Annotated in this window: 9 protein-coding genes; 3 read left to right on the top strand and 6 right to left on the bottom strand. The window is 72.4% G+C overall.

The features are described from left to right. Window positions 1–15: 15 nt before the first annotated feature. From ACY34M_RS02750 to ACY34M_RS02730, 5 genes are all read right to left on the bottom strand, one after another. A complete protein-coding gene (locus ACY34M_RS02750) occupies window positions 16–1302 on the bottom strand; it encodes an RNA polymerase sigma factor (RefSeq protein WP_462717409.1) in 1287 nt (428 codons plus the stop codon). 117 nt (window positions 1303–1419) lie between these two features. Continuing rightward, window positions 1420–3327: a DNA primase gene (gene dnaG / locus ACY34M_RS02745; protein WP_462717408.1), complete on the bottom strand. Its 1908-nt coding sequence runs from the start codon at window positions 3325–3327 to the stop codon at window positions 1420–1422. Between the two features lie 57 nt (window positions 3328–3384). Further along, a complete protein-coding gene (locus ACY34M_RS02740; protein ID WP_462717407.1) occupies window positions 3385–4650 on the bottom strand; it encodes an NAD(P)/FAD-dependent oxidoreductase in 1266 nt (421 codons plus the stop codon). 78 nt (window positions 4651–4728) lie between these two features. Continuing rightward, window positions 4729–6060 carry a deoxyguanosinetriphosphate triphosphohydrolase gene (locus ACY34M_RS02735; RefSeq protein ID WP_462717406.1) on the bottom strand — a complete coding sequence of 444 codons (1332 nt, stop codon included), beginning with the start codon at window positions 6058–6060 and terminating at the stop codon, window positions 4729–4731. 58 nt (window positions 6061–6118) lie between these two features. Beyond that, window positions 6119–7036, bottom strand: a complete 918-nt coding sequence (locus ACY34M_RS02730; protein WP_462717405.1) for a sirohydrochlorin chelatase — start codon at window positions 7034–7036, stop codon at window positions 6119–6121. A gap of 349 nt (window positions 7037–7385) precedes the next feature. On the opposite strand from ACY34M_RS02730, the gene ACY34M_RS02725 reads away from it, so the two are divergent. Beyond that, window positions 7386–8090 carry a SanA/YdcF family protein gene (locus ACY34M_RS02725; RefSeq protein ID WP_462717404.1) on the top strand — a complete coding sequence of 235 codons (705 nt, stop codon included), beginning with the start codon at window positions 7386–7388 and terminating at the stop codon, window positions 8088–8090. A 46-nt stretch (window positions 8091–8136) separates the two neighbouring features. Beyond that, on the top strand, window positions 8137–10224 hold the full coding sequence (locus ACY34M_RS02720) for a molybdopterin oxidoreductase family protein (RefSeq protein ID WP_462717403.1): 2088 nt from the start codon (window positions 8137–8139) through the stop codon (window positions 10222–10224). 123 nt (window positions 10225–10347) lie between these two features. Here ACY34M_RS02720 and cutA read toward each other — a convergent pair whose 3' ends face one another. Continuing rightward, a complete protein-coding gene (gene cutA / locus ACY34M_RS02715) occupies window positions 10348–10692 on the bottom strand; it encodes a divalent-cation tolerance protein CutA (RefSeq protein ID WP_462717402.1) in 345 nt (114 codons plus the stop codon). A 127-nt stretch (window positions 10693–10819) separates the two neighbouring features. On the opposite strand from cutA, the gene ACY34M_RS02710 reads away from it, so the two are divergent. Continuing rightward, window positions 10820–12403, top strand: coding sequence for a M4 family metallopeptidase (locus ACY34M_RS02710; RefSeq protein WP_462717401.1), 1584 nt, complete (start codon window positions 10820–10822; stop codon window positions 12401–12403). Window positions 12404–12542: the final 139 nt, after the last annotated feature.

Genomic DNA, 12542 nt, shown 5'->3' with positions numbered 1-12542 from the left:
GGGGCTTGATCCGCCTCAGTCGAGGTAGCCCCTCAGTTGGTCCGCGAAGGCGTGGTCGCGGAGTTTGTTGAGGGTTTTCGACTCGATCTGGCGGATGCGCTCGCGCGTGACGCCGAAGATGCGGCCGATCTCCTCCAGCGTGCGGGGGCGGCCGTCCGCGAGGCCGTAGCGGAGCTGGACGACCTTGCGCTCGCGCTCGCCGAGCGTCGAGAGCACCGCCTCCAGGTGCTCGCGCAGCAGCAGGAACGCCGCCGATTCCACGGGACTTGCGGCGTCGCCGTCCTCGATGAGGTCGCCGAGCGCCACATCGTCCTCCTCGCCGACGGGGGCGTGCAGCGAGACGGGTTCCTGGGCGAGCCGGAGGACTTCGCTGACCCGCTCGTGGGTCAGGTCGAGGTGGGCCGCGACCTCTTCGGGGGTCGGTTCGTAGCCCCGCTCCTGGAGCATGCGGCGCTGGACGCGGACGACGCGGTTGATCAGTTCGACGACGTGCACGGGCACGCGGATGGTTCGGGCCTGGTCGGCGAGGGCCCGGCTCATCGCCTGGCGGATCCACCAGGTCGCGTACGTCGAGAACTTGTAGCCGCGGGCGTAGTCGAACTTCTCGACGGCGCGGATCAGGCCGAGATTGCCCTCCTGGACCAGGTCGAGCATGGTCAGTCCGCGGCCCACGTAGCGCTTGGCGACGGAGACGACCAGACGCAGGTTCGCCTCGATGAGGCGGCGCTTGGCCATCCGACCCATGACCACCAGTTTGTCGAGGTCGAGGGCGAGTTGGGAGTCGAGGTCCGGGGCGTGGGTCAGCTTCTCCTCGGCGAACAGGCCCGCCTCCACGCGCCGCGCGAGCTCCACTTCCTCGGCCGCCGTGAGCAGCGGGATGCGGCCGATCTCGCGGAGGTACTGGCGGAACAGGTCGGAGGACGGGCCACTGGAGTCGGCCCGGGCACCGCGCACCGGTTCGGGCGGGTCGACGGACCCTTGGGGGCCGGCCGGTTCTTCCGGCTCGGCCTCGGGATGGTGCGCCACGCGGCTCTGCGGCGGCACCGAGGCCAGCACGTCACCCTGCGGTACCGCACCACGGGGCGCGGCTTCGGGATCGGCGAGGGCCTGCGCTGTGCTGTCGCTCTGGGTGAGGGTCTGGGTCTGCACGGGGGCGACCTCCAAAGTGATCGCATCTGAGGCGTGCGGCAGGGGGGCGGGAACGGCGGCCACGCCGCTGTCCGTCCCGTACGCGATGAGCGGAACCGCGGGGGTGTCGGACCCGTTGTCCGGGTTCCGGCCGCGCTCCGAGGACTCAGGCACCGCAACCCAGTGTGGAGTACGACACAGTGCCGCCACGAGGGGCGTGCGTTGACTTTTTGAGTCCGGTGCGTGACCGAGCGGTTACCGTGCTGGACGGGTGCTCATCTTCCGGACGGGCTACAGCGCGTCGGCGCCGCGCTCCCGGAGCGCCTGACCGTACTGCTGGAGTACCCACAACTCGTTCTGCACAACGGCCAGTTGGTGGGGATCTCCGCCCGCGCCGAGGCGGGTGAGGGTGCCCTGGACGTCACGGATGCGGCGGTCCACCGCGCGCTTGCGCACGGTCACGAGCTGCTCCCCCGCGTACGGCTCGTCGACGGTCTTGCGGCGGATGGCCTCGACGGCCAGCTCGGTCACCATCGCCCGCACCGCGTCGTCGGGCGCCGCCTCGCGCACCGCGACCAGGTACTGCTGCGGGTCGTGCACGCCCTGCTCGGCGCCGCCCGCGTCCAGGATGGCCTGGCGGACGGCGGCGTACGGGTCGGCCGTGAACTCGTCGACGCCGTACGCGTCGAACGCCGGGGAGACCAACTGCGGGTACTGAAGGGCCAGTTTGAGCAGTTCGCGCTCGGTCGTGAAGACCGGGTTGCGCAGGGTGAGCGCCGGTCCGCCGAAGGGGCGGGCGGTCGCCGCGGCGGGGGCGCCCTGCGGTCCGCCGGGGCCCGCCGCCGGGGCGGGTCCGCGGCCGCCGCGCTCGCGGGCCCAGCGGGCGAGCTGCCCCACGCGCTTGACCACGAACTGGGTGTCGAGGATGCCGAGCATGCCGGCGAGCTGGACCGCGACCTCGTGCTGCGAGGCGCTGTTCTTGATCCGGGCGACGACGGGCGCCGCCTCGTCGAGCGCGGAGGCGCGCCCGGCCGGGGTCTCCAGGTCGTAGCGGGAGACGATCTGGCGGAGCGCGAACTCGAAGAGCGGCGTGCGCGGTTCGACCAGGTCGGCGACCGCGTCGTCGCCCTTGGCGAGGCGCAGGTCGCACGGGTCCATGTTGTCCGGCGCGATCGCGATGTACGTCTCGGCGGCGAACTTCTGGTCGTCCTCGAAGGCGCGCAGGGCCGCCTTCTGGCCGGCCGCGTCGCCGTCGAAGGTGAAGATCACGCGCGCCGAGCCGTTGTCCATCAGGAGGCGGCGGAGGATCTTGATGTGGTCGCCTCCGAAGGCGGTGCCGCAGGTCGCGATGGCGGTGGTGACGCCTGCCAGGTGGCAGGCCATCACGTCCGTGTACCCCTCGACGACGACCGCGCGCGACGACTTCGCGATGTCCTTCTTGGCGAGGTCGATGCCGTACAGGACCTGCGACTTGCGGTAGATCGGCGTCTCGGGCGTGTTCAGGTACTTCGGGCCGTTGTCGTCCTCGCGCAGGCGGCGGGCGCCGAAGCCGACGACCTCGCCGCCGATGTCGCGGATCGGCCACATCAGGCGGCCGCGGAACCGGTCGATGGGGCCGCGGCGGCCCTCCTGGGAGAGCCCGGAGAGCAGGATCTCCTTGTCGCTGAAGCCCTTGCCCCGCAGGAAGCGGGTCAGGTGGTCCCAGCCCGCCGGGCTGTAGCCGACGCCGAAGTGCTGGGCCGCGGCCTGGTCGAAGCCGCGCTCGGCGAGGAACTTCCGGCCGATCTCGGCTTCCGGCGACTCCAGCTGGTCGACGTAGAACTGCGCGGCGACCTTGTGCGCCTCGACCAGGCGGATGCGCTCGCCCCGCTGGTGGGTGGGGTTGTACCCGCCCTCCTCGTAGCGCAGCGTGATGCCCGCCTGTCCGGCGAGGCGCTCCACCGCCTCGGAGAAGGAGAGGTGGTCGACCTTCATCACGAACGTGATGGTGTCGCCGCCCTCCTGGCAGCCGAAGCAGTGGAACAGGCCCTTGCTGGGGCTGACCTGGAAGGACGGGGACTTCTCGTCGTGGAACGGGCAGAGGCCCTTGAGGTTTCCGCCGCCCGCGTTGCGCAGTTGCAGGTACTCGGACACCACGGCGTCGATCGGGACCGCGTCCCGAACCGCCTTCACGTCCTCGTCATTGATCCTGCCTGCCACGCGGCAAGTCTACGGTGCCCCTCCGACACTCCAGTCACCGCTCCACAAGATCATTTGTCACTGTTCGACAAGATCACCGAGCGGAACCGACGGGTCGGAGAGGCGCTCGACGCCCGGCCTGGCCCCGGACCTGATGAGGCGCTGGATCTGCTCCGTGACGTCCCACACATTCACGTTCATCCCCGCGAGGACCTGCCCGTCCTTCAGCCAGAACGCGATGAACTCGCGCTTGCCCGCGTCGCCGCGCAGCACCACCTGGTCGTACGACCCCGGCGGCGCCCAGCCCGAGTACTCCAGGCCCAGGTCGTACTGGTCGGAGAAGAAGTACGGCACGCGGTCGTAGCTGATGTCCTTGCCGAGCAGGGCGCGGGCCGCGGCCGGTCCGCCGTTCAGCGCGTTCGCCCAGTGCTCCACGCGCAGCCGCTCGCCGAAGAGCGGGTGCTGGACCGCCGCCACGTCGCCCGCCGCGTAGATGTCCGGGTCGGAGGTGCGCAGCGTGGCGTCCACGGCGATGCCGCCGCCGTGCGCCCGGTCGGCGAGCTCCAGGCCCGCGGCCTCGGCGAGCGCGGTGCGCGGGGCGGCGCCGATCGCGGCCAGCACGTCGTGCGCCGGGTGCTCCTCGCCGTCGTCGGTGAGCGCGGCGAGGACCATGCCGTCCTGGCCGGTGATCTCGGTGAGCTTGGCGCCGAAGTGGAAGCGGACGCCGTGGTCGCCGTGCAGCTCGGCGAAGATCTGGCCGACCTCCGGGCCGAGCACGGAGTGCAGCGGCGTGGCCTCGGGCTCCACGACGGTGACCTCCGCCCCGTACTCGCGGGCGGCCGCCGCGACCTCAAGGCCGATCCAGCCGGCCCCGGCGATCACCAGATGCCCGTTGTCCCTGCCGAGCGAGGCCAGCACGTTCTTCAGGCGCTCGGCGTGGGCGAGGCGGCGCAGGTGGTGGACGCCCGCGAGGTGGGTGCCGGGGATGTCCAGGCGGCGCGGCTCCGCGCCGGTGGCGAGCAGCAGCTTGTCGTAGCGGATCGCGGTGCCCTCGCCGAGCCGCACCGTCTTCTCCGCGCGGTCGATCGCGGTGACCGTCTGGCCGAGGTGCAGCTCGATGTCGTTGCTCGCGTACCAGGCCGGTTCGTGGACGAAGACGCTGTCGCGCTCCTCCTTGCCCTGGAGGTAGCCCTTCGACAAGGGCGGCCGTTCGTACGGGTGGTCCCGTTCGTCACCGATCAGGATCACCCGTCCGGTGAAGCCCTCCGCGCGAAGTGTCTCGGCGGTCTTGGCTCCGGCGAGCCCTCCCCCGACGATGACGAACGTCTGGTCCGCGTCGACCACTTGATGCCTCCTCATTGCCATGCCGTCATATGCGAGCGTCCCGCACGCAGCGTAATGCGGGAAGGGGGCGTGGCCCGATCAGCGCATCTTTTCGTCACGCCCAGTGGTCGCGTCTCCCTCCCGATGGTCCCCACCGACCGTAAGCCGCGCGTGAAGGGAACGGGCCGAGGCGTCGGTCAGGGAGGCGATCTGGTCGACGATCACCCGCTTCTTCGCGCGGTCGTCGGGCGCGGTGTCGAACAGGGCGCGGAACTGCGGGTCGAGGCCGTCGGGCGCGCGGGCGGTCAGCGCCTGCGCCAACTCGGCGACCACGATGCGCTGGTCGGCCCGGAGCCGCTCCTGCTGGGGGCGCTGCATCACGTAACGGTCGGCGACGGCCTTGAGCACCGCGCACTCGAACCGGGCGGCACGCGGGACGACCAGCTCTGCCGCGTAGCGCGTCAATCGGCCCGTGCCGTGTCTCGCGCGTGTCGCCCCCTCTGCGGCGAGGCAGAGGCGCCCGATCAGCTGACTGGTGGCGTCCTTGAGCCGGGCCTGGGCGACCGCGGTGCCGTCGTAGCCGTGCGGCCACCACTCCTGGTCGAGGAGGCGGTCGAGTGCGGCGGCCAGCTCGGCGGGGTCCGTGTCCGCGGGAACGTAGCGCCCGATGGCGACGGCGAAGACGTCGGCGCGCTCGGGCTCGGCGTGCAGCACGTTCGGGTCCAGGTGTCCCGCGTGCAGTCCGTCCTCCAGGTCGTGCACGGAGTACGCCACGTCGTCCGACCAGTCCATGACCTGCGCCTCGAAGCAGGTGCGGCGGCCGGGCGCCGCCCTCCTGATCCAGTCGAAGACCGGCCTGTCGTCCTCGTAGACCCCGAATTTCTGCGACTGCGGGTCGCTGGGGTGCTCGCCGCGCGGCCACGGGTACTTCGTCGCGGCGTCCAGCGCGGCCCGCGTCAGGTTCAGTCCTACGCTGATCAGCTCGCCGGAGTCGGGGTCGCGCGCGAAGCGCTTGGGCTCGATGCGGGTGAGCAGGCGCAGCGACTGTGCGTTGCCCTCGAAGCCGCCGCAGTCCTGTGCCACCTCGTTCAGCGCCTGCTCGCCGTTGTGCCCGAACGGCGGGTGGCCCAGGTCGTGCGAGAGGCAGGCCGTCTCCACGAGGTCGGGGTCGCAGCCGAGCGCCGCGCCCAACTCCCGCCCCACCTGGGCGCATTCGAGGGAGTGCGTCAGCCGTGTGCGCGGGCTCGCGTCCCAGTGCCGGCTGCGCGTGCCCGGCGTGACGACCTGGGTCTTGCCCGCGAGCCGGCGCAGCGCCGACGAGTGCAGCACCCGGGCCCGGTCGCGCTGGAACGCCGTGCGCCCCGGGCGCTTGTCGGGCTCGGGCGCCCAGCGCTCGACCGCCGCCTCGTCGTACGTGTCGCTGCCTTCCATGTCCTGACAGTAAGGGCATCGACTGACAATCGGGGGCCCGCGACGGGTCGGACGGACGTCAGACGGCCGCGGTTCGCGCCACCGTGGCGTGGGCCGCCGTGGCGGGCGCGTGGTCGTAGCGGTGCAGGACGAGGCGGGCCAGGGCCGGGTGGGTGCCGAGCGGGGCCGCCGCGACGCAGGAGGCGGAGGTGGCGGCCGCCGCGGCCGCCGCGGCCCCGGTGGCTTCCGTGGCGAAGCGGCCGGGCGCGGTGAAGTAGGAGGCGACGGCGATCCGGTCGCGGCCGCGGGCGGTGAGGGAGCGGGCGGCCGTGGCGACGTCGGGGGTGGTGGCGGACGCGTAGCCGGGGACGACGGGGACGCCGAGGCGGTCGGCGAGCAGTGCGGCCGTGCGGCGGACGTCGGCGGCGGAGTGCGGGTCGCGGGAGCCGGCGGCGGCGAGGACGACGCCGCCGCGGCGGTAGTGGCGGCCGTCGAAGGGCCGCTCGGGCCAGCCGGCCTCGACGAGCCGGTCGTGCAGCGCGTCGACGAGCAGCGTGTGCGGGCCGAGGGGGTCCGCGACGCGGGTGAGCAGGTGTTCGGCGGCGTCCGCGGCGCGCGGCAGATCGTGCTTGACGTGGTGGCCGCGGGAGAGCAGCAGCGGTACGAGGACGGCGCGGCCGGGCGGCAGCTCGGCGAGGGTGTCGCTCAGCAGCGGCTCGTTGAGCTCGATGTGGCCGAGGCGGACGGTGAGGCCGGGGCGCAGCTCGCGTATCCGCTCCACGAGTGCGGAAACGGTGGCCAGGGCGCGTGGGTCGCGGCTGCCGTGGGCCACGAGTACCAGGGCGGGGGGCTTGGGGTGTCCGCGCAGCGGGGACACGTGGCCGAGTCTGCTGCCGAGCTGGTTGCTGATCATGGTGAGGAGTCCCGCCGCGGTGCTGTCGATGTGGTCCAGGTGGGTCGTGCCGTGGTCCATGGGGCCGTACGACTCGTCCGTCATGAAGAAATCGTGCCGGTCGGGGGTTGCGCCCCTGTTGCCGCCCGGTGACGGGTGGTTGCCACTCGTTCACCGGGTGGGCGGGGTGACGGTGAGCGGCTGCCGCGGCACATCAAGCCCCTGCGGCGATTGAGCAGCGGGGGCGGAACACCGGTGCGGCAAATCAAGCCCCGCCGGCGATTGAGGCGCGGGGCGGGGCGGAACGCCGGTGCGGCACATCAAGCCCCGCCGGCGATTGAGGCGCGGGGTCCGGGGCGGAGCCCCGAGGCGTAGGTGCGGGTGGGGGTGAACCAGCCGGGTTGCGGAAGCGTCTTAGGTCGCGCCGTTTCCGATCACCCGCCCAGGGGGGCCGATGCACCTGCCACGTACCCGGAAGGCGCAACGCAGGACGGCGCAGGCGGTCATGGCGGCCTGCGTGCTGGCGCTGCTGCCACCCGCCTGGCTGTTCGTCTCGACCGGGGACCGGATGCGGACCACGGCGGACGTGCCGCGCACCGACGTCGCGGTGGTGTTCGGCGCAGGCCTCTGGGACGGCGAACCGTCGCCGTACCTCGCGCACCGGCTCGACGCGGCAGCCACCCTGTACCGCACGGGAAAGGTCCACGCCCTCCTGGTGACGGGCGACAACAGCCGCGAGGAGTACGACGAACCGGACGCCATGCGCACCTACCTGACCCGCCACGGCGTGCCCTCACGGGCCGTCGTCAGCGACTACGCGGGCTTCGACACCTGGGACTCCTGCGTCCGCGCGAAGAAGATCTTCGGCGTCGACCGGGCCGTCCTGGTCACCCAGGACTTCCACGCGCGCCGCGCGGTGGCACTGTGCGAGGCCGCGGGCGTCTCCTCGTACGGGATCGGGGTCGCCGAACCGCACGACGTGACCTGGTACGCGGGCGGCGCGCGGGAGATGCTCGCGGCGACGAAGGCGGCGCTCGACGCGGCGGTGCGGCCGGACCCGCACTTCCTGGGTCCGAAGGAGACCGGCGTCCGCGAGGCCCTGGCCGCGACCTCACGCCGCCCCCGGGACGGCCGGGAGATGCTCGTTCCGGCTCCGTAACCGGGGGCGCGCCGCGCGGCAACACGCCCGGCGCACCCTCAAGGGCATGCTCAACACCACGGCGACGCCCACCCACTGCCCGTACTGCGCCCTGCAGTGCGGAATGAACGTGCTGCCGGGACCCGCGGTCGAGGGCCGCGCGGACTTCCCGGTCAACCAGGGCGCGCTGTGCGGCAAGGGGCAGAGCGCCGCCGCCGTGCTCTCCTCCCGGGTGCGGCTCACGGAGCCGCTGGTGCGCAGCGCCACCACCGGCCGCCTCGAACCCGCCACCTGGGACGAGGCCCTCGGCCGGGTCGCGGACGGTCTTGCACGCGCGCGTACCGGGCACGGACCGGACGCCTGCGGCGTGTTCGGCGGTGGCGGTCTGACGAACGAGAAGGCGTACGCACTCGGCAAGTTCGCCCGCATCGTGCTCGGCACCTCGCAGATCGACTACAACGGCCGTTTCTGCATGTCGTCCGCGGCGGCGGCCGGCCAGAAGGCGTTCGGCCTGGACCGGGGGCTGCCGTTCCCGCTGGAGGACATTCCGCGCACCGGCTGCGTGATCCTGGTCGGCTCGAACCTCGCCGAGACGATGCCGCCCGCGCTGCGCTACCTCTCCGAGCTCAAGGCCAACGGCGGCACGTTGATCGTCATCGATCCGCGCCGCACCCGCACCGCGGACCAGGCGGACCTGCACCTGGCGCCCCGCCCCGGCACGGACCTGGCGCTCGCGCTCGGGATGCTGCACCTGGTGGTGGCGGACGGCCGGGTCGACGAGGCGTACGTACGGGATCGTACGAGCGGGTGGGAGGAGGCGCGTTCGGCGGCGATGGCGCACTGGCCCGAGTACGTGGAGCGGGTCACGGGGGTGCCGGTGCCGCAACTGCGCGAGGCCGTCGGCATGTTCACGCGGGCCGAGCACGCGATGGTCCTCACCGCGCGCGGTCCCGAGCAGCAGTCCAAGGGCACGGACACGGTCGGCGCGTGGATCAACCTGGCGCTCGCGACGGGGCGGCCGGGCCGGCCGTTCTCCGGTTACGGGTGTCTGACCGGTCAGGGGAACGGTCAGGGGGGCCGCGAGCACGGCCAGAAGGCCGATCAGTTGCCCGGCTACCGCAAGCTCACGGATCCGGCGGCGCGGGCGCACGTGGCGGAGGTCTGGGGTGTGGACCCGGACGCGCTGCCCGGTCCGGGACGGTCGGCGTACGAACTCCTTGACGCGCTCGGCGGTGACATCCGGGCGCTGCTGCTGATGGGCTCGAACCCGGTGGTGTCCGCTCCGCGGGCGGCGCACGTCGAGTCCCGGATCCGCTCGCTCGACTTCCTGGCCGTCGCGGACGTCGTCCTGTCCGAGACCGCCGAACTGGCGGACGTGGTGCTGCCGGTGACGCAGTGGGCCGAGGAGACGGGGACGGTGACGAACCTGGAGGGGCGGGTGCTCCTGCGGCGCCGGGCCCTGACGCCGCCCGCGGGGGTGCGTTCGGACCTGTACGTGCTGCGGGAGCTGGCGGCGCGGCTCGCGCCCGACCTGGAGAAGGGGTTTCCGGACGACGCGCGGGAGGTGTTCGACGAGTTGCGGCGAGCGTCCGAGGGGGGTCCGGCGGACTACTCCGGCATCAGCTACGACCGGCTGGCCGAGGGCGAGGGCGTCTTCTGGCCGTGCCCCTCGGACGGGTCCGGCACGCCCCGGCTGTTCCTCGAACGGTTCGCCACGGGGGACGGGCGGGCGCGGTTCGTGCCGGTGGCGCATCGGCCCGCGGCGGAGGAGCCGGATGCGGAGTATCCGCTGTACCTGACGACGGGCCGGGTCGTGGCCCAGTACCAGTCCGGAGCGCAGACGCGGCGGGTGCCGGAGCTGAACAAGGCGGCTCCCGAGGCGTTCGTGGAGCTGCATCCGCGGCTCGCGGGGCGGCTCGGGATCGCGCAGGGCGATCCGGTCGTGGTGACGTCGCGCCGCGGCCGCGTCGAGGCCCCGGCCCGCCTCACCCCCACGATCCGCCCGGACACCCTCTTCATGCCCTTCCACTGGCCGGGCCCCGGCCGCGCCAACACCCTCACCAACCCAGCCCTCGACCCGACCTCCCGCATGCCCGAATTCAAGGTCTGCGCAGTCCGCCTGGAGCGGGGCCAATCAAGCCCCGCCGGCGATTGAGGCGCGGGGTCCGGGGCAGAGCCCCGAGTCCGCAACGCCGGTTCGGCCAATCAAGCCCCTGCGGCGATTGAGCAGCGGGGGTCCGGGGCGGAGCCCCGAGTCCGTAACGCCGGTGCCGCCCGCTCAGGACGTCTCGGCGCGGACCCAGTCCAGGTACGCCGCGCTCCCCCGCACCACCGGCGTGGCGATGATCTCCGGCGTGTCGTAGTCGTGGTGCGACGTCAACCACGCCTCCAGCTCCGCGTACCGCGCCCCCGTCGTCTTCATCAGCACCTGCCACTCCCGCGCGGTCTCGATCCCACCCTCCCACCGGTACACCGACGTGACGGGCCCCGACACCTGCGCACACGCGGCGACCCGGTCGCGGATCGCCCCGCTCGCGAGTTCGGTCGCCTTGTCGGCGGTGTCGGTTGTCGTGAGGACGGTCAGGACGGTCGTTTCCAGGTCTGAATTCTCCACGCCGCCCATTGTGACCGGACCGCTCCTTCACAGGTCCGACACTGCGGCTCCCTGGACTCCGTTTGTCATGGCCGCCTAAAACTGAACCAGTGTCAGGAATCCGCCGCTCATCTCACCGCCCCCACGGAGCCGCCCGATGAGACGCCCCATACGGACCACATCGCGCCTCACCACCGCAGTAACGACCCTGGCAACCGCCCTCGCGGCGACCATCGCGCTCGCCCCCACGGCCTCGGCGGCCCCCGCTCCCGCCGAGGCCACTTCCGTACGGGACGTGATCACCGACCCCGACGGCGCCCGGCACATCCGCTACGACCGCACGTACGGAGAACTCCCCGTGCTGGGCGGCGACTTCGTCGTTCACAAGGCCGCTGACGGTACGTACAAGGGGACCGACCGCGCCGTCTCAGGCAGCGTCTCCGTGCCGAGCACCACGCCCCGTCTCTCCGCCCCCAAGGCCGCCGACCTCGCCGCGACGGTCCTGCGCTCCGCCAACCCGGGCACGGTGCTGCGCAGCCTGCGGGCCAAACCGCAGCTCGTCGTGGACGCGCTGCACGGCAGCCCCAAGCTGGCCTGGCGGACGACGGCCGCGGCGAAGGACTCGCTCGGCAACCCGATGGCCCGCACCGTCCTCACGGACGCCACCACCGGCGCCCGCATCGACTCCTGGGACAGCCTCGAAACGGCGACGCCGACCGCCACGGGCGACGGCCGGTCCCTCTACTCCGGCACCGTCCCCCTCACCACGAGCGCCGCCTCCTCCGGCGGCCACCAGCTGAAGGACGCCACCCGCGGCAACACCTACACCGGCGACGCCGCCAACAAGACCGACACCTGCGTCCTCGGCATCTGCCTGGACCGGGCCCCCGCCAAGGTCTACACGGACGCCGACAACCACTGGGGCACCGGGGACGCGGCGGACCGCAGCACGGCCGCCGTCGACGCCCAGTACGGCACGGACCAGACGTGGGACTACTACAAGGACGAGCACGGCAGGATCGGCATAGCCGACGACGGCAAGGGCTCGTACAACCGCGTCCACTACGGCAAGGACTACAACAACGCCTTCTGGGACGACAACTGCTTCTGCATGACGTACGGGGACGGCGACGGCAAGACGTTCGGCCCGCTGGTCGCCCTCGACGTCACCGGCCACGAGATGTCCCACGGCGTCACCTCCGCCACCGCGGGCCTCACCTACTCCGGCGAGTCCGGCGGCCTCAACGAGGCGACCTCCGACGTCTTCGGCGCGCTCGTGGAGTTCCACGCGAACAACGCCTCCGACCCCGGCGACTGGCTCATCGGCGAGAAGATCGTCAAGCCCGGGGCGAAGACGGCGGCGCTGCGCTTCATGGACAAGCCGAGCAAGGACGGGAAGTCGGCGGACTGCTGGAGTTCGAGCGTCTCCGGCCTCGACGTGCACTACTCGTCCGGCGTGGCGAACCACTTCGCGTATCTGCTCGCCGAGGGCAGCGGCGCCAAGACGGTGGGCGGCGTCCGCAACGACAGCCCCACGTGCGACAAGTCCACGGTCACCGGCATCGGCAAGGAGAAGCTCGGCAAGATCTGGTACCGCGCGCTGACCGTCTACATGACGTCGTCGACGAACTACAAGGACGCGCGTACGGCGACCCTCAAGGCGGCCAAGGACCTGTACGGGGCGGACGGCAAGGAGTACGCCGCGGTGGCGGCGGCCTGGTCGGCGGTCGCGGTGAACTGACCGCGCGTCACCCCGTCCGCGGCCCTCCGTCACCCGGTCGCACGCCCGGCGGGACCCTTCGGATACTTTCCGGCGGCCACCCCTGTGACCTGCTGGAACGCACCCGAGGGGCCGTCAGGAGGGCTGGTGCGACACGGGC

The sequence above is a fragment of the Streptomyces sp. EDA2-14 genome (genome assembly GCF_054963755.1).
Note: the sequence above shows the minus strand (reverse complement) of the source record. Positions and strands in the feature narration are given on the sequence as shown.

Excerpts from the sequence above, each read along its gene's own strand:
- ACY34M_RS02735 (WP_462717406.1), bottom strand. The coding sequence starts at position 6,060 with ATGGAAGGCAGCGACACGTACGACGAGGCGGCGGTCGAGCGCTGGGCG.
- ACY34M_RS02730 (WP_462717405.1), bottom strand. The coding sequence starts at position 7,036 with ATGACGGACGAGTCGTACGGCCCCATGGACCACGGCACGACCCACCTG.
- ACY34M_RS02725 (WP_462717404.1), top strand. The coding sequence starts at position 7,386 with ATGCACCTGCCACGTACCCGGAAGGCGCAACGCAGGACGGCGCAGGCG.
- ACY34M_RS02720 (WP_462717403.1), top strand. The coding sequence starts at position 8,137 with ATGCTCAACACCACGGCGACGCCCACCCACTGCCCGTACTGCGCCCTG.
- cutA (WP_462717402.1), bottom strand. The coding sequence starts at position 10,692 with ATGGGCGGCGTGGAGAATTCAGACCTGGAAACGACCGTCCTGACCGTC.
- ACY34M_RS02710 (WP_462717401.1), top strand. The coding sequence starts at position 10,820 with ATGAGACGCCCCATACGGACCACATCGCGCCTCACCACCGCAGTAACG.